General features: G+C 74.0%; 18 protein-coding genes. 6 read left to right on the top strand and 12 right to left on the bottom strand.

The genetic code is table 11. From position 1 onward, the window contains the following. Positions 1-123 precede the first annotated feature (123 nt). Entirely contained in the window at positions 124-540 is a 417-nt protein-coding gene (locus ACQ452_RS25345) for a helix-turn-helix transcriptional regulator (RefSeq protein ID WP_433387915.1), read from the top strand. A 27-nt stretch (positions 541-567) separates the two neighbouring features. Here the strand turns inward: ACQ452_RS25345 and ACQ452_RS25350 are convergent, their stop codons facing one another. After that, positions 568-1,587, bottom strand: coding sequence for a hypothetical protein (locus ACQ452_RS25350; protein WP_433387916.1), 1,020 nt, complete (start codon positions 1,585-1,587; stop codon positions 568-570). A gap of 118 nt (positions 1,588-1,705) precedes the next feature. Beyond that, positions 1,706-3,841 carry a DEAD/DEAH box helicase gene (locus ACQ452_RS25355; protein WP_433387917.1) on the bottom strand — a complete coding sequence of 712 codons (2,136 nt, stop codon included), beginning with the start codon at positions 3,839-3,841 and terminating at the stop codon, positions 1,706-1,708. 97 nt (positions 3,842-3,938) lie between these two features. Between ACQ452_RS25355 and ACQ452_RS25360 the strand changes: the two genes are divergently transcribed. The 3 genes from ACQ452_RS25360 to ACQ452_RS25370 all read left to right on the top strand — a co-directional run bounded on the left by ACQ452_RS25360 (position 3,939) and on the right by ACQ452_RS25370 (position 6,958). Next, positions 3,939-4,772, top strand: coding sequence for a hypothetical protein (locus tag ACQ452_RS25360; RefSeq protein ID WP_433387919.1), 834 nt, complete (start codon positions 3,939-3,941; stop codon positions 4,770-4,772). A 193-nt stretch (positions 4,773-4,965) separates the two neighbouring features. Next, a complete protein-coding gene (locus ACQ452_RS25365; protein ID WP_433394407.1) occupies positions 4,966-6,300 on the top strand; it encodes a TrkH family potassium uptake protein in 1,335 nt (444 codons plus the stop codon). Further along, positions 6,290-6,958, top strand: a complete 669-nt coding sequence (locus tag ACQ452_RS25370; RefSeq protein WP_433387920.1) for a potassium channel family protein — start codon at positions 6,290-6,292, stop codon at positions 6,956-6,958. The genes ACQ452_RS25365 and ACQ452_RS25370 overlap by 11 nt, the downstream gene beginning before the upstream one ends. An 11-nt stretch (positions 6,959-6,969) precedes the next feature. Here ACQ452_RS25370 and ACQ452_RS25375 read toward each other — a convergent pair whose 3' ends face one another. The 7 genes from ACQ452_RS25375 to ACQ452_RS25405 form a co-directional block, all read right to left on the bottom strand. Then, positions 6,970-8,661, bottom strand: coding sequence for a protein kinase domain-containing protein (locus tag ACQ452_RS25375; RefSeq protein WP_433387922.1), 1,692 nt, complete (start codon positions 8,659-8,661; stop codon positions 6,970-6,972). Between the two features lie 70 nt (positions 8,662-8,731). After that, on the bottom strand, positions 8,732-10,285 hold the full coding sequence (locus ACQ452_RS25380; protein ID WP_433387924.1) for a fused MFS/spermidine synthase: 1,554 nt from the start codon (positions 10,283-10,285) through the stop codon (positions 8,732-8,734). A gap of 36 nt (positions 10,286-10,321) precedes the next feature. Further along, entirely contained in the window at positions 10,322-11,335 is a 1,014-nt protein-coding gene (locus ACQ452_RS25385) for a coiled-coil domain-containing protein (RefSeq protein WP_433387925.1), read from the bottom strand. 180 nt (positions 11,336-11,515) lie between these two features. After that, positions 11,516-12,328, bottom strand: a complete 813-nt coding sequence (locus ACQ452_RS25390) for an inositol monophosphatase family protein (protein ID WP_433387927.1) — start codon at positions 12,326-12,328, stop codon at positions 11,516-11,518. Beyond that, the gene (locus ACQ452_RS25395; protein WP_433387929.1) at positions 12,321-12,773 is read right to left on the bottom strand and encodes a response regulator; all 453 of its coding nucleotides are present in this window, start codon (positions 12,771-12,773) and stop codon (positions 12,321-12,323) included. Before ACQ452_RS25395 ends, ACQ452_RS25390 begins: the two co-directional genes overlap by 8 nt. Further along, complete coding sequence (locus ACQ452_RS25400; RefSeq protein WP_433387930.1) at positions 12,770-14,530, bottom strand: sensor histidine kinase; 1,761 nt, start codon at positions 14,528-14,530, stop codon at positions 12,770-12,772. The genes ACQ452_RS25395 and ACQ452_RS25400 overlap by 4 nt, the downstream gene beginning before the upstream one ends. Further along, positions 14,527-15,705 (bottom strand): PP2C family protein-serine/threonine phosphatase, encoded by a 1,179-nt coding sequence (locus tag ACQ452_RS25405; protein ID WP_433387931.1) that lies wholly within the window; start codon positions 15,703-15,705, stop codon positions 14,527-14,529. The genes ACQ452_RS25400 and ACQ452_RS25405 overlap by 4 nt, the downstream gene beginning before the upstream one ends. Before the next feature lie 305 nt (positions 15,706-16,010). On the opposite strand from ACQ452_RS25405, the gene ACQ452_RS25410 reads away from it, so the two are divergent. Then, on the top strand, positions 16,011-18,386 hold the full coding sequence (locus tag ACQ452_RS25410; protein ID WP_433387933.1) for a M28 family peptidase: 2,376 nt from the start codon (positions 16,011-16,013) through the stop codon (positions 18,384-18,386). 73 nt (positions 18,387-18,459) lie between these two features. On the opposite strand, the gene ACQ452_RS25415 is transcribed toward ACQ452_RS25410, so the two are convergent. The 3 genes from ACQ452_RS25415 to ACQ452_RS25425 form a co-directional block, all read right to left on the bottom strand. Then, on the bottom strand, positions 18,460-18,714 hold the full coding sequence (locus ACQ452_RS25415; protein ID WP_117664998.1) for a Smr/MutS family protein: 255 nt from the start codon (positions 18,712-18,714) through the stop codon (positions 18,460-18,462). A gap of 237 nt (positions 18,715-18,951) precedes the next feature. Further along, positions 18,952-19,320 (bottom strand): tetratricopeptide repeat protein, encoded by a 369-nt coding sequence (locus ACQ452_RS25420; protein WP_433387935.1) that lies wholly within the window; start codon positions 19,318-19,320, stop codon positions 18,952-18,954. Between the two features lie 107 nt (positions 19,321-19,427). Further along, the gene (locus ACQ452_RS25425; RefSeq protein WP_433387937.1) at positions 19,428-20,198 is read right to left on the bottom strand and encodes an ROK family protein; all 771 of its coding nucleotides are present in this window, start codon (positions 20,196-20,198) and stop codon (positions 19,428-19,430) included. Positions 20,199-20,553: 355 nt separating this feature from the next. On the opposite strand from ACQ452_RS25425, the gene ACQ452_RS25430 reads away from it, so the two are divergent. After that, positions 20,554-22,191 (top strand): ABC-F family ATP-binding cassette domain-containing protein, encoded by a 1,638-nt coding sequence (locus tag ACQ452_RS25430; RefSeq protein ID WP_433387939.1) that lies wholly within the window; start codon positions 20,554-20,556, stop codon positions 22,189-22,191. The last annotated feature ends 3 nt before the right edge of the window (positions 22,192-22,194 follow it).

Consider the following 22,194-nt stretch of genomic DNA (forward strand, 5'->3'; position numbering starts at 1 on the left):
TTCCCTCCGGGGTGGAACCCGCCCACGGGACGGTCTGGCCGATCAGTCAGCTGCTTGCACACCTTTCCGTACTACCCTCGGGTGCGCACCGTCGGTGCTGGTCAGGAGGGTAGACCCGCAGGAATGGGCTCCGTAGAGGTTTCTCCGCAGATGGCCTTCGCACGCTTCGTGCGGCGTGCCATCGACGACGCCCGTGCCGAACGCGGTTGGACCGTCACGGACCTGGCGTCCCACACGGGCGTCGGCCGGTCGACCGTGTTCCGTTGGCTCGCGGGTGACTGGCAGGACTACCCCGAGCTGGCCAAGGTGCGCGGCTTCTGCGCCGCGCTGGACCTGCCGGTCGCGGCCGCGTTCCGCGCGCTCGGCCTACCCGACGCCGGCCCCGCGCCCCGCCGGCGCGCCGACGACGGCCCCGTCGAGGCGGACGTCCGGGTGATCCTGCAACGGCTGGCCGACCCGACCGTGCCCGCCGAGGAGAAGCACCACATCCGTGACCTGCTGCGTTACCTGGCCCGCCGCCCCATCCACCGCGCCGGCTGAGCGCCCGTCCCCGCCGCCCGGCGGGGGTCAGGACACGGTGACCGAGAACTCGGCGGTCCGCACCACGCCGCCGACCTGGAAGTCCAGGTAGAGCCGGTACCGGCCGGGATCGGGCGTGGTGAGCCAGAACGTCACCGCCCCGTCGACCGGTTGCGGCTCCGGGTGCACGTGCAGATAGCCGAGATCCCCCTCGCGCAGGGCGACCAGATGCCCGTACGCGCCCAGGTAGCGCTCCAGCGTCACCGGCCCCCCGGGCGAGTCGACGCGGAAGGTCAGCGGCACGGTCACACCCGCCTGCGGGGTGCCCCGGAAGCTGACGGCGAACCCGTCGACCGTCGCCGAGGAGGCCGGCGCCGGCAGTGGCCTCGGCTGGTAGCCGCCCGGCGCGGTCAGGTCGACCCCGAGGGTCACCGCGGTCTGCCGGCCGTCGTCGGCGAGCGCCGTGAAGTCGGCGTACGCCCGCCAGACGCCCGGCTGCGGCAGGGTCAGCGGCACCGACCAGGTGCCGTCCGCCGCCATGGTCGGATGCAGGTGCTGGTAGCCGGTCAGGTCGCGGCGCACCACGATCAGGTGCATCGGCTTGTCGTGCACGACCGCGAACCTGCTCACCGGGCGGCGTTGCGCGTCGCGCACCTGGAAGCGCAGCTCGCCCGGCCGGCCCGCGGTGAACGCGGCGGCCACCGGGGTCAGGGTGTAGCCCGCCGAACTGACCGAGAGGCCGCCGGCCTGCGCCGCCGCGGCCTGGTCGGCGCCGTGTTCGTGGGCGCCAGTGCCCGGTGCGTGGCTGTGACCGGTGAGGGCGCTCTCCGCTCCCGCCGCGGCGGACGGGCCGCCGGCGTCGATCCGGCCGAGGCCGAAGCCGAGCAGGACGGCGAGCACCAGCCCGCCGACGACAAGCGCCAGCCGGACGGTGCCACGGTCCGGCACGGCCGACGCCTCATCGCGCCCGGCCGGCACGGCCGACGCCTCATCGCGCCCGGCCGGCACAGCCGACGCCTCATCGGGGGCGGCCGACGCCTGGTCGGCGGCCGACACGTGGTCAGGCACCGTCGCCGTCCCGCTCAGGGCCGGGCTGCTCATCGGTCATGCGGCCCACGCTACCGCCCGTCGGCGGCGGCCCGCCCCGCCCGTGGCGCGGCGTGGCGACGGTCGCAGTGCCGCCCGGTCAGCCGGCCACGGCCAGCGCGAGGGGGAGCACGTCGGGGGCACCGGCGCGGCGCAGTTCCCGGGCGGCCATCGTCATCGTCCAGCCCGAGTCGACCAGGTCGTCGACCAGCAGCACCGGCCCGGCGAGCCCGGCGAGGGCGTCGGCCAGCTCCTCGGGCACGGCGAAGGCGCCGTGCAGGGCGCGTACCCGCTGGGCGCTGTTGCCGCGCGGGCCGCCGGCGGGCGCGCCGGCCGGTGCCACCTGGCCGAGCAGCGGCAACCGGCCGACGGCGGCGATCCGCTCGGCGAGGGAGCCGACCAGCCGGGGCCGGCGGCGCGAGCCGACCGCGACCACACCCGCCGGCCGGCGCGGCCACTTCTCGTCGCCGTGCGCCCACGCCTTGAGCACCTCGACCACGGCGGCGGCCACGTCGTCGGGAACGGCGGCGTCCGCCGCCTCCGGCCCGACCAGGTCGCGTAGCCGGCCGCCCCACCCCAGGTCCGACAGCCGGCCCACCGCGCGCCCCGCCAGCGCCTGCTCCGCGGGGGCGATCCGCCCCTTCAGGGGTACGCCCACCGCCTCCAGCCCGGTCGGCCAGAGCTTCTTCGGCGCGATCTCGACACCGGGCCGGCCGAGGAAGGTCTGCGCGGCGCTCAGCGCGACGTCCGACACGTCGGGCGTGAAGAGCGGGCCGGCGCAGCGGTCGCAGCGACCGCAGTCGCCGGCTCCGACGTCGTCCAGGCACTCGCGCAGGTAGCGCAGCCGGCAGCCGGGGGTACGCGCGTACTCCCGCATGGCCTGCTGCTCGGCGGTGCGCGCCTCGGCGACGCGGCGCAGCCGGGCCTCGTCGTACGTCCAGGGTTGGTCGGTGGCGAGCCAGCCGCCGCGCACCCGGCGGACCGCGCCGTCGACGTCGAGCACCTTCAGCATCAGCTCCAGCCGGGCCCGGCGCAGGTCGACGATCGGCTCGAGGGCCTGGGTGGAGAGCGGACGGTCGGTGTGCAGGGCGGCGAGGACGGCGCGGACCTGCTCCTCGGGCGGGAAGGCGAGCGAGGCGAAGTAGCGCCAGATCGCGGCGTCCTCGGCGCCGGGCAGCAGCAGCACCTCGGCGTGCGCGACGGCCCGGCCGGCCCGGCCGACCTGCTGGTAGTAGGCGATCGGGGACGGCGGTGCGCCGAGGTGCACCACGAAGCCGAGGTCCGGCTTGTCGAAGCCCATGCCGAGGGCGCTGGTGGCGACCAGGGCCTTGATCTTGTTGTCCAGCAGGTCCTGCTCGGCGGCCCGCCGGTCGGCGTCCTCGACCTGGCCGGTGTAGGAGGCGACGGCGTAACCCCGGGCGCGCAGGAACTCGGCGGTCTCCCCCGCCGCGGCGACGGTGAGCGTGTAGACGATCCCCGAGCCGGGCAGCCGGTCCAGGTGGTCGGCGAGCCACGCCAGCCGCTGCGCCGGGTTCGGCAGGTCGACCACGCCGAGGCGCAGCGACTCCCGGTCCAGGCTGCCGCGCAGCACCAGGGCGTCGCCGAGCTGCTCCGCCACGTCGGCGGTGACGCGGGCGTTCGCGGTGGCCGTGGTGGCCAGCACGGGGGTGCGCTCGGGCAGGTTGCCCAGGAACGTACGCAGCCGGCGGTAGTCCGGCCGGAAGTCGTGCCCCCAGTCGGAGACGCAGTGCGCCTCGTCGACCACCAGGAGGCCGGTGGTGGCGGCGAGCCGCGGCAGGACGGTGTCCCGGAAGTCGGGGTTGTTGAGCCGCTCCGGGCTGATCAGCAGCACGTCCACCGCGCCGGCGTGGATCTCGGCGGTGATCTCGTCCCACTCGTCCAGGTTGGCGGAGTTGATGGTGCGGGCCCGGATGCCGGCGCGGGCCGCCGCCTCGACCTGGTTGCGCATCAGCGCCAGCAGCGGCGAGACGATCACGGTCGGGCCGGTGGCGTCCCCGTCGCCGGCCGCCGCCCGGTCCCGCAGCAGCGCGGTGGCCACGAAGTAGACCGCCGACTTGCCCCAGCCGGTGCGCTGCACGCAGAGCACCCGGCGGCGGTCGACGACCAGCGCCTCGATCGCCCGCCACTGGTCCTCCCGGAGCCGGGCGTGCTCGCCGGCCAGTCGCCGCAGCACCGCCTCGGCCCGCTCCCGTACCGCCGTCCGATTCTGACTCATCCGGCATTTCTACCAGCTGTGGCGGGCACTCCCGCCGGCCGGAAACGTGTCAAGATCTGCGACGGCAACAGTCCGTCGATGGAAGAGAGTCACACACATGACGCAGCGAACCGGCGCCGCCGGCAGGGTCGGGCGAGGCGCGACGGTCGCAGCCGCCCTGCTGGCCGTGACCGCCATGGTGGCCGGATGCGGCGGCGACGGACCCGACGGTACGCCGACGCAGGCGGCCCCGTCGGTCTCCCCGCCGCCCAGCCCGAAGGACACGCTCCTGGCCGCGGTGCCCACCGAGGAGGACCCGGCCTTCCGGTTCAGCGGAAGCGATTTGTCCGGTGCCGTCACCGGCGTGGTGGACCCGGCGGGGAAGGCTCTGGAACTCACCGTCACCGAGAAGGACGAGGAACTCGACTTCACCATGAAGCTGACGTTCCGCCTCATCGAGCAGCGCTCCTGGATGAAGGTGAGCTTCGCGGGCGAGCAGGATCTCAGCACCCTGTTGAAGCTGCCGAAGCGGTGGATGGAACTCGATCCGACCAAGATCAAGGACCCGGCCGGGGTGCCCTCGTACGAGGGCGCCGACCCGGGCAACACCGGGGCGATCATCCAGGCGGCGCAGACCGTGACGGAGGCGGGTGGCGGAAAGTACACGGGCACCGTCGACCTGACCGACGACCCGAACGTGGCTGAGGCGCTGGAGGGTGTGGACGTCCCGGGGCTCGGCGACGCGGCGAAGCAGGTCCCGTTCACGGCCGCCGTCGGCCCGGACGGGAACCTCGCCTCGCTGACCGTGAACATCCCGGCGGCCGGCAAGCAGAAGGCCACGAAGTACGTCGTCAAGTACTCCAACTTCGGCAACACGCCACAGCTGACCGCCCCAACGGGCACCCAGGTCCAAAAGGCCCCCGCATCGGCCTACGAAATGCTGAACGGCTAACCCCCACCCCCCCAACCCCCACCCCACCTCCGTCGATCATGAAGTTATTGCCCTCCGCTACGGCGTGTCACAACAACAACTTCATGATCACGGAGGTGGGGGGAGGGTGGGTGGGTGGGTGGGTGGGTCGAGGGTGGGGGGCCGGGATGTCGGTTTTCGCACCCTGGATGCGGTGGAAAAGGAAGATTGTCTGGTGCGCCGGCTTCTTCGCCACCCCGTCCGGCTCGTGCCGCTCGGCTTCCTGGTGACGATCATGGTCGGCACCGGGCTGCTGATGCTGCCCTGGGCCAGCAGCACAGAGCGGTACACGCCGTTCCTGACCGCGCTGTTCACCGCCACCTCGGCGGTCTCGGTGACCGGGATGGCGGTGGTGGACACCCCGACCTACTGGAACGGGTTCGGGCTCGTGATGATCACGGTGCTCACCCAGGTCGGCGGCCTCGGCATCGTGACCGGCGCGACCCTGGTGATCCTGGTGGTGGCCCGCCGGCTGGGACTGCGCAGCCGGCTGCTGGTGCAGGCCGAGACCGCCGAGTTCGGCATCGGCGACGTACGCCGGCTGCTGCTGCGCATCGCCGGCCTCGCGCTGGTCTGCGAGGCGGTCATGACCGCGGTCCTGACCGTCCGGCTGTGGACGGCCTACGACTACCCGTTCGGGCGGGCCCTCTTCAGCGGCGTCTTCCACGCCGTCCAGGCCTTCAACAACGGTGGGTTCGCGCTCCACACCGACAACCTGATCGGCTTCGCCACCGACGCCTGGGTGACGCTGCCGCTGGCCGCCGGCACCATTCTCGGCGGGCTCGGCTTCCCGGCGCTCTTCGAGGCGGTCCGGGAGTGGCGGCAGCCGACCCGGTGGGCGGTCGCCACCAAGCTGACCGTCTGGGGCAGCCTGACCCTGCTGGCGGTGGGCTTCCTCGGCCTGCTGGTCGTCGAGTGGGCGAATCCCCGCACCCTGGGCGGTCACGCCTGGTCCGACAAACTCGTGGTGGCGTTCGCCCAGAACTCCTTCATCCGCACCGGCGGCTTCAACGTCGTCGACGTCGGCGGCCTGGCGGAGGAGAGCTACCCCCTGGTCATCGGCCTGATGTTCATCGGCGGCGGCAGCGCCAGCACGGCCGGTGGGATCAAGGTGACCACCTTCTTCCTACTCGCCTTCGTGCTGTGGGCGGAGCTACGCGGCGAGCCGGACGTGACGGTCGGGCACCGCCGGGTGGCCACCGCCAGCCAGCGGCAGGCGATCACCGTCGCGCTGCTCAGCGTCGCGCTGGTGGCCGCCGGGACCGTGGTGCTGATCTTCCTCACCGAGGGGATCCCCCTCTACGCGGCGCTGTTCGAGGTGACCTCGGCGCTCACCACCACCGGCCTCAGCGTCGGGGTGGCCGCCGGGCTGCCGGCGAACGGCCAGCTCGTCCTGGTCGTCCTCATGTTCGTCGGTCGGATCGGGCCGCTGACCCTCGGGTCGGCGATCGCCCTGAACACCCGCCGCCGGCGGTACCGATACGCGGAGGAGCAACCCATTGTCGGCTAGGAGGAAGGGCGCGGGCGGCGTCGTGGTGATCGGGCTGGGCCGGTTCGGCTGCCACCTGGCCGGCGGGCTGGCCGCGCTGAACCACGAGGTGCTGGCCATCGACCGCAGCCCGGAGCAGGTGCAGCGGTGGTCGGCGCAGCTGGACCGGGTGGTGCAGGCCGACTCCACGGAGGAGGGGGTGTTGCGGCAGCTCGGCGTGGCGGACTTCGGCCGGGCGGTGGTCGCCATCGGCGCCTCGGTGGAGGCGAGCGTGCTGACGGTGCTGGCGCTGGCCGAGCTGGGCGTGGCGCAGATCTGGGCCCGGGCCACCTCGACGAAGCACGCCAAGATCCTGGACTCCGTCGGCGCGCACCATGTGATCTTTCCGGAGGCCGACACCGGTGTGCGGGTGGCCCACCTGATCGTCAGCAGGATGCTCGACTTCATCGAGTTCGGCGACGACTTCGCCATCGCCAAGGTGTGCACGCCGCAGGCGATGGTCGGCCGGCCCCTCGTGGAGCTGGCGCCCACCGAGCGCTACGGGGTGCGGGTGGTGGGCGTCAAACTGCCCGGCGAGCGCTTCCGGTACGCCACGGACGCCACCGTGATCGCCCCGGACAGCATGCTGATCATCGAGGGCGACATCGAGCAGGTGCAACGATTCGCGGCGCTGAGCTGAACCCGGCGGGCTCAGTCATCGTCCTCGCCCTCCCTTTCCCCGCTGGCTTTTTTTCCACCGACCGCCCCCTTGCCCTTGCCGGAGTTGTCGGGCTTGGCCTTGGCCCCGCCGGAACCGCCGGCCTTCTTCGCCGGGGCCTTGGCCGCCGGCGGCTTCGCGGCCGGGGGCTTGCCCGTCGCCGGCTTCCCGGCCGGGGACTTGGCGGTCGTCGGCTTCGCGTCCGGGGGCTTGGCGGGTGCGACGCGGGGCGCCGAACCGGCCACCCCGGAGACCTGCGCCCCGCAGGTCTCGTCACCGACGCGGAACTCCAGCGGCAGCGGGTTGACGCCGGTGTGGCGGCCGGTCAGGGTGAGCGTCTGCGCCGCCCCGGGTGCCAGCGCGGCCTTTCCCGGGGCCGGCTCCAACAGCACCGTGCGCCCCTGCTGGCGCACCGGAACCGGCGCCGCCTTCGTCACCGTCTGCTGGCCGGGAAAGGCGAAGCTCAGCCGCCAGTCGCGCAGCTCCCGCACGTCCGTGTTGGTCAGGGTCAGCTCGGCGGCGAAGTCCTTGCCGGAGTCCGCGCGCAACGTGTACGTCACCTGGCAGGACGTCGGCGCCGGGGCCCCCATCCGCGCCTCGGTCGGCTCGTCGATGCCGCCGCTGGCCGGGCTGTGCGAGGTCACCCCCCATACCGCTGCGGTCACCGCCACCAGGCCGGCGGCGGCGACCCCCGCCTCGATACGACGACGCCGGGCCACCGCGCGCCGCCCGCGAGTACGGGAGAACGGCAGCGCGTCGGTCGCGGCGGACCAGGGCAGGATGGTGGTGCCGGCGGCGGCCAGCGTGGCCTCGTCCACGGGACCCGCCGGGGAGACCGGCATCGCGGCCATCATGCCGGCGGCCCCCGCCAGCGTCCGTGCGACCTCCGCGGTGGCGGGGCGGTCCCCGGGGCGCTTCGCCAGGCAGCGTCCCACCAGCTCGGGCACCTCGTCGGGCAGTCCCGGCACCGGTGCCATGGGCTCCGGGGCGTCGTACATGTGTGCGCGCAGCATCTGGGTGGTGGTGCTCGCCTGCCAGGGCAGCCGGCCGGTGAGCATCCGGTAGAGCAGCAGGCCGACCGCGTACACGTCGGTGGCCGGGGAGACCTGGCCGTTGTCGAGCCGCTCCGGGGCGAAGTACGCGGGGGTGCCGAGCAGCGTGCCGTCCGGCCCCTTCTCCTTCTCCCCCACCAGCGCCGAGATGCCGAAGTCGACCACCTTCACGCCCGTGGCGGTCAGCATCACGTTGCCCGGGGTGACGTCGCGGTGCACCACCCCGCGGGCGTGCGCCGTGGCCAGCGCCGAGCTGACCTCCGCGCCGATCGTCACCGCCTCCCGCCAGGGCAGGCTGCCCCGGCGCAGCCGGCCGGTCAGCGACTCGCCGTCGACCAGTTCCATGACGACGTACGGCACCGTCAGGCCGACCTGCTCGGACTCGCCGTAGTCGTAGACGTTCGTGATGTTGGGGTGGCACAGCCGGGCGGCGGCCTGCGCCTCGACCCGGATGCGGTGCCGGAACGCGCGGTCGGCGGCCAGCCGCGACGCGAGCACCTTGACCGCCACCTGGCGGCCGAGCACCTCGTCGTAGCCGCGCCAGACCACGGACATGCCGCCCGCCCCGAGCTGCTCGACCAGCCGGTACCGCTCACCCAGCAGTTGTGCGCCGTCCCGGATCGCTCCGCCCATGGTGGTCGTTGTTGCCCGGGACCGCCCCGGCTACACCTGCGCGGTCGGAATCGGTCAGCGGTTCACCCGATCAGGCGGTGGCGAGGAGCTGGTCCACGGGCGCGTAGTCGTCGGTCAGCACCAGCGCGTCACCCACGAACGCGCTGAGTTCGGCGTCCGCGAGCAGGCTGACGTCCTCCCGCAGCTCGGTCAGCCGGGTGCGGACCGCCGCCAGCGGAAGCGGGGCGTCGGAGGCGACGATGAGGAAGTTCGAGCCCTCCCGCCCGGCGAGCGCCGCCGCCGGGGCGATCAACGCGACGTGCCGGAACTCGGCGGCCACGGTGGCCAGCTCGCTGCGGATGAAGCGCAGCGGCGGATAGTCGATGACGTTCTGCACGTACACGCCGCCCGGCCGGGTCACCCGGCGCACCTCGGCGGCCATCTCCCGGGTGGCGAGGTGCCAGGGCACCACCAGGTGCCCGAAGGCGTCGCCGACCACGAGGTCGCGGCTGTCGGTGCCCTCCCCCGCGACCAGCATCCGGGCGTCGCCCACCACCGCCCGCAGGTCCGGCCCCTGGCGTACGCCGAGCTGCCGCTCGCCCAGCTCCACCAGCCCGCCGTCGATCTCGAAGACGACGTTGTCGGTGCCGGGGCGGGTGGCGGTCAGGTAGCGGGGCACGGTGAACCCGCCGCCGCCCAGGTGCAGCGCGTCGAGCCGCTGCCCCTTCGGGGCCGTCACGTCGGCCACCGCCCCGATCCACCGGGTGTACGCGTACTCCAGGTGGGTGGGGTCGGCGAGGTCCACGTACGAGTGCTGCGCCGAGTTGAGCAGCAGGGTGCGGCCGGACTCCCGGTCGCTGTCGGCCTGCACGCTGGCGCAGTGGTAGGCGGTCTCGATGTCGCACGGGTTCGGCGCCACCGTGGTCAGCCCGGCGCCCGCGAGACCGAGCACCGCCAGGGCGGCCCTGGCGCGGGCGGGGCCGGGCACCCGTGCGGAGTCCCGCCGGCGCAGCCACAACCCGAGGCCGAGCCCCGTGAGCCCGAGCGAGGCCGCCAGGGCGAACAGGATGACGGTGCTGGGCAGCGCGGCGACCAGCACGAAGCCGGTGCCGAACGTGGCCGTGATCCCACCCAGGGTGCCGATGCCGGAGAGCCGGCCGACCACCTGGCCGGTGCGCCGCAGGTCGGCGAGCTGAAGCTTGACCACCAGCGGGGTGACCGCCGACAGCAGGGCCGCCGGCACGAAGACGGCGAGCGCGACGAGCAGCAGGATGGCCGAGGCCGCCCCGCCGCGCAGCACCTCACCGGCGTACCGGACGACGGGCAGGGTGATCGCGGTGGCGATGCCGGCCAGCACCAGCGCCGGGGCCAGCAGGGTGCGCGGGTTGCGCCGGTCGGCCAACCAGCCGCCCGTCCACGCGCCGTAGGCGATGGCGGCCAGGGCGATGCCGATGACCGAGCTGGTCACCTGGAGGGTCACCCCGACGTACGGCCCGACCAGCCGCAGGGCCGCGGTCTCCAGCACCAGGACGGCGCCGCTGGAGAAGAAGACCAGGAAGGCGGCGAGACCGTTGGGCAGGGCCAGGGCCGTGGGCGCCGCGGGCTGGGCGGGCGGCACCGTGACATCGGAGGTTGGGGAGCTCACCAGCGCGATGGTACGCAGTGAAACTGGGCGGGCGGATCAGTACATCGAGAGATGAACATGGTTCGTGTGGTCGGCGGCGGGGCTGCCGCTGCCGCCGTAGGACCGCCACCCGGTGCCGGGATGCCAGATCTGCCGGTACCAGATCACGTAGAGCACGCCCAGCCGGTTGGCGTTGCGCACGTGCCAGGCGGCGAGGCTGTCGCCGTACGCCCTGTCCCCGCCGGTGGCGCTCCTGTTCTCGAACCCACCGGCGGCGGCCGAGAAGTCGCAGGCCCGGCCCTTGGGGTGCTCGCCGGAGGGGCGGTTGTCGAAGCAGTTGACGTACCGCTTGTAGCCGGCCGCCTTGGTCTGGTTGAGGGCGTTGAGGGTGCGCGGGGTGATGCAGCCGGAGCTGGTCGGGTCGTTCAGCGAGCAGGACTCCGACGGCCAGGAGCCGTCCGAGTTGCGGGGGGCCGGCCTCGCCGAGGCGGAGTTGCCGCCGCTGAAGCCGCCGCTGCTGCCTGAGCTGACCTCCGCGAGCGCCGCCTCCGCCTCCTTCTTCTTGTTGTTCATCACGGCGACCTGCTTCTGCTGCTCCCGGACCTCGGTGTCGACGGCGACCTTGGCCTGCCGCGCCTGCTCGCGTACCTCGGCCAGGCCGCGCAGCCGCTTACCGTCGCGCTGGGCCATCAGGTCGAGGCTGGCCGCCCGGTCCAGGAACTCCTCCGGCGAGGCGCTGTTGAGCAGCATCGCCGTGGGCGTCAGCCGGCCCATCCGGTACGACTGGGCGGCGACCTCGCCGACCTGCGCGGTCAGCTCGACCAGCCGCACCTCCACCGCGGCCAACTGCTTGGTCAGCTGCTTCTGCCGGGCCTTGGAGCTGTCCAGCTTGCCCTTGGCCTCGATGTGCGCCTTGGCGGTGGCCGCCAGCGCGTCCCGGAGCTTCTTGGTGCCGCCCTCGTCGGGTTCCGCGTACGCCGGCACACCACCGCCGAGGAGCAGCGCCGCGGCGGCGAACAGGGCGATCAGCGGACGGCGGACACGCCGCCCGACGGGCCTGGTCCTGCGCACGAAAGCATCCTTCCGTCGGCCGCCGGCCCCGGACGACAGCACGGCGCGGCGGCGGCCCCCGCCGGGCGCCGGTCGGCGGCCTGCTGGCGGAGACCGGCGGTCAGGATACCGGACGCGGTGGGCCCGGCCGGGCCCGTGAGCCCTCCGGCAACCCAACATCGACACCGTGTCGCATCGATGTCACCCAGCGCCGAGCAGCGCCTCACGTGCCGCCGTCCAGATCCGTTCGCTGGCGGCGACCAGGAGGCCGTGGCCCTCGCCCGCCGGGTGGTAGTCGGCGCCGTCGAACCGCCGGGCGACCCCGCCGGCGGCCCGGACCAGCAGGGATCCCGGGGCGTGGTCCCAGGGCAGGGTGCGCCAGAAGAGCACGAAATCCTGGTCGCCGGTGAGCACGTCCAGGTATTCGCGGCCGGCGCAGTGCTGGCCGGGCAGCAGTTCCCCGAGTCGCGCGCCACCCGCCTCGACCCGCGCCCGTGCCGCCGGCGGCAGGGCGTGGGACATCGCGGCGCCCCGCAGCGCGTCCAGCGTGGGCGCGCGGTCGCCGGTGCGCAGCGGCCGGCCGTCGAGCCAGGTCCCCTCGCCCGCCCGCGCCACGGCCAGCGTCCCGGCGAGCGGGTCGAGCACCCATGCGGCCGCCGGCTCGCCGCCGGTCTGCAACGCCACCATCAGCGCGAACGGCTGGCGGCCGGCCACGAAGTTCGACGTGCCGTCGATCGGGTCGACCAGCCAGACGTCGGCGCGACCGCCCAGGTGTTCCAGCAGGGTCGGGTCGTCGGCGACCCCCTCCTCGCCGACCACCACGGAGCCGGGGCGCAGCCGGCGCAGGGCCGCCGAGATCATCTCCTCGGCGCGGCGATCGGCGACCGTGACGAGTTCCCCCGGCGCCTTCTCGCTGACGTCGGCGTCGTCGAGCTTGCGGAACAGTGGCAGCACGACCTGGTCGGCGGTCTCGCGCAGCAGAGCACCGACGTCGTCGAGCAGGGTGTCAGCCACGCGGCGGCAGCTTGACCACGCTGACGAAGAACTCGTCGATCTGCCGGACCACAGTGATGAAGCGATCGAAGTCCACCGGCTTCGCCACGTACGCGTTGGCGTGCAGCTGGTAGCTGCGCAGGATGTCCTCGTCGGCCTGGGACGTCGTCAGCACCACGACCGGGATCCGGCAGAGCTGCTCGTCGGACTTGATCTCCTCCAGCACCTCCCGCCCGTCACGGCGGGGCAGGTTCAGGTCGAGCAGGATCAGGTCCGGCTGCACCGCGTCGGCGTACCGACCCTCGCGCCGCAGGTACGACAGCGCCTCGGCGCCGTCGGAGACGACGGTCAGCCGGTTGCGGAGCTTGTGCTCCTCGAACGCCTCCTGGGTCATCAACACGTCACCCGGGTCGTCCTCGACGAGCAGGACCTCGATCGGGCTCTTACCGTCCGCCGGCGCGGTCATCCCACCGTCTCCCTCATGTCACCCGTTCTACCGCCTTCCGGCGCCCCGCCCGGCCCGTCCGTGGCGTCCGTCCCGGCGGCATCGCCGCCGACCTGCGCGGGCAGGCCGGTGCCGGTGTTCCCGGCGGGCCCGTCGTCCCCGGCCCCGCCGGCGGGCTCGTCGCCGCCCTCGGCCGCGTCGGTCGCCGCCGCGTCGGTCGCCGTCCCCGCGGCCTGCTCGGGCAGCGACGGAAGGGTGAAGCGGATCACCGTGCCCTCCTCGACGTCGGTGTCCACCCAGACCCGGCCGCCGTGGTATTCGACGATCTTCTTGACGATCGCCAGCCCGATCCCGGTCCCCGGGTAGGCGTCCTTGGCGTGCAGCCGCTGGAAGATGACGAAGATCTTGTCGGCGAACTCCGGCTCGATGCCGATGCCGTTGTCCCGGCAGCTGATCTCCCACTCGTCGCCCACCAGGCGGGCCGAGACGTGCACCTTCGACGGCACGTCGGGGCGGCGGAACTTGACCGAGTTGCTGACCAGGTTGGCCAGCAGGTTGGTCAGCAACGGCTCCTCGCCGCGGATCACCGGCAGCTCGTCCCAGGTCAGCTCGGCGTCGGCGTACTGCCGGCCCGCCTCGGTCTGCGCGGCCACGTCGCCCATGACCTTGTTGAGGTCGACCTCGGTGAAGCCGGTGGTGAGCCGGCCGATCCGGGAGAAGGCGAGCAGGTCGTTGATCAGCCGCTGCATCCGCTGCGCGCCGTCGACGGCGAACGCGATGTACTGGTCGGCCCGCTCGTCCAACTGCCCGGCGTAGCGGCGCTGCAGGAGCTGGCAGAAGCTGGCCACCTTACGCAGCGGCTCCTGCAGGTCGTGCGAGGCGACGTACGCGAACTGCTCCAGGTCGCGGTTGGAACGGGTCAGCTCCTCGGCCTGCTTCTGGAGCTGGCTGTTGACCCACTCGATGCGTTCCCGGGCCTCCCGCACCTCGGCCAGGTCCTTGGCGATCTTGCGTCGCATCGCGTCCACGTCCTCGGCGAGCTGGACGAACTCGGGCGGGCCCTCGCCGGCGATGCCGTGCTGGTAGTCGCCCTCGGCCACCTCCCGCACCTGGTCGGCGAGCCGGGTCAGCGGGCGGATCACCATCTTGTCCAGCGAGACCAGCATCATGGTGCCCGCGACGAGCACCACCGCGACGGCGACGATCAGCAGGAACACCAGCAGGTTGCTGGTCCGCCGGACGTCCTCGGCACTGCTCTGCCGGGTCTCGAAGATCTCCTGCTGCAGGTGGTCGACGGCACCCCGGACCTCGTCGAACTGCTCGCGGGCCTCGTCGGTGACGAGCGCCTGGCCGGCGGCGGTGCCGTTCTGGTCCGTGGTGGTGATCACCGGCACCGCCACCGCCTGCCGCCACGCCTCAGCCCGCTGCTCGACGACCTGGATCTCCTCCCGCAGCCCCGGGTAGTCGACGGCCAGCCGCCGCATCGAGGCGGTCAGGTCCTGCTCGCGCTTGCGGCCGGCGTCGTAGGGGGCCAGCTCGGCGGGGCTGCCGCTGACCGCGTAGCCACGTACCGCCGTCTCCTGGTCCAGCAGGGCGTTGAGCAGCTCCTGCGCCTGCACGCGCAGCGGGCCCGTCTTGTTGAGGATCGCGTCGATGTGCGTCCGGTTCTTCGCCGCCAGGGCCACCTCGCCGGCCGCCAGGCCGAGCAGGAGGATGGCGACGACGGTGAGCAGCGTGACGACCCGCCGGCGCAGGGTCCACTCGAGGACACCCTTCACCGGCCACCGCCCCGGCTGACCAGCAGCATGGCGACGTCGTCGGCGAACGGACCGCCGTTGATCTGCTCGGCGCGGCCCACCAGCCAGGCCGGCAGCTCGGCCAGCGGCACGGGGAGGGTCGCCGGGTCGGCGAGCAGTCCGGTGAGGCCGGGCACGTCGAGGCGCTCGTCGCTCTCGCCGATCCGGCCCTCGATCAGGCCGTCGGTGTACATCAACAGGGACCAGTCATCGGTGTCGAACTCCAGGTCGTAGGCAACGGGCCGGCGGGGTCGTACGCCGAGCAGCCGGCCACCGGGCGCGGGCACCGGGACCACCTCGCCCCCGGCGAGCAGCAGCGGCGGCGGGTGACCGGCCAGCCGGACGGTGGCCCGGTTGGCGTCGAGGTGCAGCCGCACGGTGGCGACGGTCGCGAAGATCTCCTGGAGCCGACGTTCGCTCATCAGCACCTGCTCCAGCGCCGGCAGCACCTCGTCGTCGGCCACGCCGGCGAGGACCAGCGCCCGCCAGGCGACCCGGAGTTCGACCCCGAGGGCCGCCTCGTCCACGCCGTGGCCGCAGACGTCGCCGACGATCAGGTCGAGCCGGTCGGGCCGGGTCTGCACCACGTCGTAGAAGTCGCCGCCGATCAGGGCCGCGTACCGGCCGGGCCGGTAGAAGGTGTGCACGGCGACCTGATCCGTGGTCATCAACGGCTGGGGCAGCAGCCCCCGTTCCAGGCGGGCGGACTCGGCCTGGCGCAGCTCGACCTCGCGCAGCCGCCGGGCGTTCTCGTCGGCGCGCTTGCGCTCCACCGCGTAGCGCAGCGCCCGGGTCAGCAGCACCCCGTCGACCTGGCCCTTGACGAGGTAGTCCTGGGCGCCCTCGGCGACCGCGACGATGCCGAGGTGCTCGTCGGAGCGCCCGGTCAGTACGCACACGGCGGCGTTGCTGGACATCTCCAGCACCTGACGCAGGCCGTCGAGACCCTGCGCGTCGGGCAGGCCCAGGTCGAGCAGGACGCAGTCGACGCCCATCACCCGCTTGCGGGCCTCGCTGAGGCTCGTCGCCACCAGCAGTTCGATCATCGAGTTGGTCTCGGCGAGCAGCTCGCCGACCAGGAAGGCGTCGCCCTCGTCGTCCTCGACCAGCAGCACCCGCAGCCGCTCACCCGGGGGCAGGTTGGGATGACGTCCCATGCCGCCGTGCGGGTACGGCACGACGGAGGAACCGGACCGGCCGGTTCCCCGGTGCGGCCGGGCCACCGCCGCGAGACGCGGGAGATCGCTGGTGATGTCGGGCTCCTTCCGAGTGCCCTGCTGATCCTGTATTACACAACGTTCGCACACAACACGACGGACACCGTACGCGCGGGCATGGGCCGGGTCACCGCCCGGCGGGTGGCAGCACGGACGGGCGTGTCCTCCCGCCGCCGGCCGGAGTGCCGCCGGGGGCCGCTGAGGTGCAGGATGGTGCCCCACCCGCCCCGTACCGAGGAGACCCCGTGGGCCCACCCCCCGCCCGCCCCGCCGACCGCGCGCTGGCCCGACCCCGCCGCCGGCTGGCCGCCGCCGTCGCGGCGCTCGCCGCGCTCGCCGCCGTCGGCGGCGGCACCCTGCTCGACCTGCGCACCCCCGCACCCCGCCCGGCCGACGCGCCGCCGGGCGAGTTCAGTGCCGCCCGGGCATACGAGCAGGTCGAGGTCGTCGCCGCGCGGACCCACCCGGCGGGCAGCCCGGCCAACGACCAGGTCCGCGCGCACGTCGAGGGGGTGCTGCGCGGCCTCGGCCTGGAGACCGAGGTGCAGGACACCGTCGCACCCGAGGCCGGCCAGCTCAGCGGGGCGGCCGGCGGGGCAACCCTGGCGCGGGTACGCAACGTGGTGGCCCGGCTGCCCGGCACCGACCCCACCGGCAAGGTCTTCCTCGTCGCGCACTACGACTCGGTGCAGTCCGGGCCGGGCGGCAACGACGACGCCGCCGGCACCTCGACCATCCTGGAGACCGCCCGCGCGCTGGTCGCCGGCCCGCGGCCCCGCAACGACATCGTCTTCGTGCTCACCGACGCCGAGGAGGCGTGCCTGTGCGGGGCGGCGGCGTTCGCGTCCAGCCACCCGCTGGCCGCCGACGGCGGCGTGGTGCTCAACCTGGAGGCACGCGGCTCCACCGGTCCCGTGATCATGTTCGAGACCTCGCGCGACAACGCCGCCCTGGTGGACGCCTTCGGCCGGGGCGCACCGCACCCCGTCGGCACCTCGTTCGCCGTGGAGATCTACCGGGCGCTGCCCAACGACACCGACTTCACCGCGTTCCTGGGCGAAGACTTCGTCGGGCTGAACTCCGCCTACATCGACGGCGGGGCGATCTACCACACGCCGCTGGACACCCCGGCCGCCATGGACCGGGCCAGCCTCCAGCACCACGGCGACAACGCCCTCGGCCTCGCCCGCGAGTTCGGCCGGGTCGACCTCGCCGCGCTGGACGCCGGGCACGACGCCACGTACTTCCCCGTCCCGGGCGGGCTGGCCCGCTACCCCGGCTGGCTGGTCCTGCCCCTGGCGCTGCTCGCGCTCGTCGCCGTGGCGGCCCTCGGCTGGCTCGCCCGCCGGCGGGGACGCGTCACCGCCGGCCGGCTCGCCGCCGGCTTCGGGCTGGCGCTGCTGCCGATCGTGCTCGCTCCGCTCGCCGCGCAACTGCTCTGGGCGGCGGTCACCGCGATCCGGCCCGGCTACGCCGAGCTGCTCGACCCGTACCGGCCGGTCTGGTACCGGCTGGCCGTGGTGGCGCTCGCCGCCGCCGTCCTGCTCACCTGGTACGCGCTGCTGCGCCGCCGGATCGGCCCCGCCGCACTCGCGATCGGCGGGCTGGGCTGGCTGGCCGTGCTCGGGGTGCTGTTCGCCGTGCTGGTGCCCGGCGGGGCGTACCTGGTCACCATCCCGGCCCTGGCGGGCGCGCTGGCCGGGCTGGTCGCGCTGAGCACCCGGATCGACGGTCCCTGGCCGGTCGTCGCGTCGGTCCTTGCCGCCGCCGTCGCCGTGGTGGTCCTGCTGCCCACCGTCGTCCTGCTCTTCCCGGCCCTCGGCATGAAGATGGGCGGGGTCGCCGCGCTGGTCGCGGTGCTGCTGGGCCTGGCCGCGCTGCCGGTGCTCGACCTGCTGCACCCGCAGGCCGGCGGTCAGCGCGGGGTGCTCGCCCTGCGCGCGCGCCGGCTCGGCACGCTGCCGGCCGCCGCCGCCGCGCTGGTGGCCGTGGTGTTCGCGGGAGTCGGGCTCGCCGTCGACCGCTTCGACGCCGCGCACCCCACGCCCAGCCACCTCATGTACGCCCTCGACGCCGGCACCGGCCAGGCCCGCTGGCTCAGTCGCGAGGAGGACCCGCAGCCCTGGACGGACGGCTACGTCGACGGGACGGCCGAGGTCGCCGACTTCCCCGGGCTGGGCGACCCCGAGCTGCGTGGCGGCCCCGCGCAGGCGGCGGACCTGCCCGCCCCGAAGCTGGAGGTGCTCGCCGACACCACCGCCGGCACCGAGCGCACCCTGCGCCTGCGGCTGCTCCCCCAGCGGCAGGTGCGCCTGACCACCCTGCACGTGGACACCCGGACGGCGACGGTGCTGCGGGCGGAGGTGGCCGGCCGCGCGGTCCCGGTGGAGGGCGGCTCGGGCCGCTGGGGCTTCGGCGTGGTCTTCCACGCCCCGCCGCCGGAGGGTGTCGAGGTGACGCTGACCGTGACGCCGAAGGCGGGACAGGTGGCGTTGCGCGCGATGGACGCCAGCGACGGCCTGGCCGACCTGCCCGGTTTCCGGCCCCGCCCGCCGGACGTGGGGATCGTCGGCTCGCACAGCTCGGAGATGCTGGCCGTGGCCCGCACCTATCCGCTCTGAGCCACTCGGCGCGCCCCCGGCGACGGCCGGGCCGTCGCCGGGGGCGCGGTCCACCCGGTGAGCCGCGCGGGCGCTACTTCCAGCGGAAGTGGATGAAGAGGCGGCCGAAGTTCTTCGAGTCCTTCTCGACCCGGTGGTAGAGCTGCTTGACGTCCTTCTGGTCGAGGAACCGCAGCACCCGCTTCTTGAGCTGGCCGGACCCCTTACCCGGGATGATCTCGACCAGGGTGGCCTTCTTGGCCACCGCCTCGTCCATGATCCCGCGCAGGGCCCGGTCGATGTCCTGGCCCTTGTTGAAGATGTCGTGCAGATCCAGCTTCAGCTTCATCGCGCACCCGTCGGCAGCTCACGTCCCATGACGCCGATGGTAGGCCGCCGACGGTGTGGACCGCGACGGACGCCGACCCGCACGGGTGGAACACCACGGTTGTCATCGGGCCCGTTTGACAGCCATGGCGTTCCACTCGCCACGGGAGCTACCCGGCGGCTGGCACACAACGGACGGGGCAGCCCGGCAGGGCTGCCCCGTCCGTGTGCCCGCGCGCGGGCGTCGATCCCGCTGTCGTCAGCGGCCGGCCGCCACCCGCAGCTGCACCCGGTCCAGGGCGGCGCGGTAGTCGTCGTTGCCGTTGTGCATCGCCGCCGCGATGCGCAGGTGCCGCAACGCTTCGGCGGGCCGGTTGAGCCGCTCCAGCGTGCGGCCCAGCACGTGGTGGGCGTAGTGGTCGCTGGGATCCCGGTCAACCAGCTCCCGTAGCTGCGTCTCGGCCCGGACGAGCTGGGCCGACTGGAAGTACGCGCGGGCCAGCAACTGTCGCACCGAGGCGTTGCCCGGCTCGGCCTCGACGATCGGTTCGAGCAGCCGCGCCGCCCCGGTCGGGTCGCCGGCCTCGAAGAACAAGGTCGCCCGTCGGTACTCCTCCAGAAGGTCCATCCGACCCACCCCTCCTGTCGCGCCACTGTTCCGACGCTGGCACAACACCCGCCGCAGCGCGACTGTTCCCCGGGGAAACGCACGCGATCGGGCCGGTCGGGGCGGCCTCAGGTGGCGGCGCCGTGCCGGCCGGCGGCCAACTCCCAGGCCCGGACGCCGCCGACGATGCCGGCGGTGTTGGGCACCACCACCACGTCGTCGCCCATCCGGGCGAGCTGCTCCGGGCGGATCAGTCGGGAGTTGCCGCCGCCCAGGTAGAGCCGGTCCCAGCGGAACACCGGGCGCAGCCCGTCCACGACCTGGCGGATCCGGCGGGACCAGAACGCGTCGCCGAGCCGGCGTCGCTCCGGCTCGCCCACGTAGGTGTCGTAGGTGGTGTTCCAGCGCACCGGGGCGTGGGACAGCTCCAGGTGCGGGGCGATCACCCCGCCGTCGAAGAGCGCGCTGCCCAGGCCGGTGCCGAGGGTCAGCACCAGTTCGCAGCCGGTCCCGGCGACCACCCCGGCACCGTGCACCTCGGCGTCGTTGAGCACCAGCGCCGGCACCCCGAACGCCTCGGCGAGCGCGGTGCGCGCGTCGTACCCGGACCACTGGGCGACCAGGCCCGGGTCGACCTTCGAGCGGGGGCCGGCCCGGGTCACGTAGTGCGGGGTGGCGACCACCACCCCGTGCCGGATCATGCCCGGCAGGCCGACCGTCAGGCGGTCCGCCGCCGGCAGCCGGCCGCTCAGCTCCAGCAGCGTCTTGACGAAGAGTGCCGGCGGCAGCGGGTACGGGGTGGGCACCCGCAGCGGTCGGGCGCGCATCGTGCCCGCCCCGTCCAGCACGGACGCCTTGATGCCGCCGCCGCCGCAGTCGATAGCCAGAGTGGTCACCACCCGAGCAGTGTGCCGCGTACCTCCGAGGGCTGTTCGCGATCTTGCGGTTTCGGCCCGTCGTTCGCGGCTTTCGTCACGCATGTCCGGGCAGGAACCGGGTGGTCACGGCGCGGGCGGGCGAATCGCCGGAGCGCGAACGGGCATGCCGGCCGGGGACGAGACGCCGGGCGGGCAGCGGCGGGCGTCACGAGGAGTCGGGGACGAAGCGCCGGGGGGCAGCGCGGGAGCCACGAGGGGCCGGGAGGGCGGGGCGGGCAGCGCGGGAGCCACCAGGGGCCGGGAACGGGAGGGCGGGGCGGGCGGGCAGCGCGGGCGTCACGGGGGGCCGGAGGCGGGCGGGATAGGGTCCGGGTTGATGAGCGCGACGATGATCGTCAAGGGGCTGGCCGCGGGGCATGGGGACCGGGCGCTGTTCGCCGGGTTGGACCTGGTGGTCGCGTCGGGAGACGTGGTGGGGCTGGTCGGGCCGAACGGGGCCGGCAAGTCGACGCTGCTGCGTACCCTCGCCGGGTTGCTGCCGGTGGAGGCCGGCAGCGTCACGCTGAGCCCGCCCACGGCGAGCGTCGGGCACCTGCCGCAGGAGCCCGAGCGGCGGCCCGGCGAGAGCGTGCGGGACTTCCTGGCCCGGCGCACCGGGGTCAGCGCCGCGCAGGCCGCGCTGGACGTGGCGACGACGGCGCTCACCGAGAGCGCGCCCGGTGCCGACGACGCCTACGCCGAGGCGCTGGAGCGCTGGCTCGCCCTCGGCGGCGCGGACCTGGAGGAACGGGCCGAGCAGGTGGCCGCCGAGCTGGGTCTCACCGTCGACCTGGACCACCCGATGACCGGCCTCTCCGGCGGCCAGGCGGCCCGGGCCGGGTTGGCGTCGCTGCTGCTCAGCCGCTATGACATCTTCCTGCTCGACGAGCCGACCAACGACCTGGACCTGGCCGGCCTGGAGCGGCTGGAGGAGTTCGTCACCGGGCTGCGCGCGGGCACGGTGCTGGTCAGCCACGACCGGGAGTTCCTCGCCCGCACCGTGACCCGGGTGCTGGAGCTGGACCTGCACCAGCAGCAGACCCGGCACTACGGCGGCGGCTACGCGGGCTACCTGGAGGAGCGCGAGGTGGCCCGCCGGCACGCCCGCGAGGACTTCGAGGAGTACGCAGACACCCGGGCCGGGCTGGAGTCGCGCGCCCGCACCCAGCGGGCCTGGATGGAGAAGGGCGTCAAGAACGCCCGCCGCAAGGCCACCGACAACGACAAGATCGGCCGCAAGTTCCGTGCCGAGGCGACCGAGAAGCAGGCGGCCAAGGCCAAGCAGACCGAACGGCTGATCGAGCGGCTGGAGGTGGTCGAGGAGCCGCGCAAGGAGTGGGAGCTGCGGATGGAGATCGCCGCCGCGCCCCGCGCCGGCGCCGTCGTGGCCTCGCTGCGCGACGCCGTCGTACGCCTGGGCGACTTCACCCTCGGCCCGGTGACCCTCCAGATCGACTGGGCCGACAAGGTGGCGGTGACCGGGGCCAACGGCTCCGGCAAGTCGACCCTGCTCGCCGCCCTGCTGGGCCGGCTTCCCCTCGACTCCGGGCACGCGGCGCTCGGCCCGGGCGTGGTGGTCGGCGAGGTGGACCAGGCCCGGGGCCTGTTCCTCGGTGACGTGCCGCTGATCGACGCGTTCGGCGCCGCCGTGCCGCAGTTGTCACCGGCGGACGCGCGGACGCTGCTGGCCAAGTTCGGCCTGCGCGCGGGGCACGTGCTGCGGCCGGCGGCGACCCTGTCGCCGGGCGAGCGGACCCGGGCGGCGCTGGCGCTGTTGCAGGGGCGCGGGGTGAACCTGCTGGTGCTGGACGAGCCGACGAACCACCTGGACCTGCCCGCCATCGAGCAGCTCGAGTCGGCGCTGGCCAGTTACCCGGGGACCCTGCTGCTGGTCACCCACGACCGGCGGATGCTCCAGGCGGTGACCACGAACCGGCGGCTGCGGGTGGCCGCCGGGCGGATCGCCGAGGATTGATCC

This window comes from Micromonospora sp. KLBMP9576, from assembly GCF_050941805.1.
Taxonomy (GTDB): domain Bacteria; phylum Actinomycetota; class Actinomycetes; order Mycobacteriales; family Micromonosporaceae; genus Micromonospora.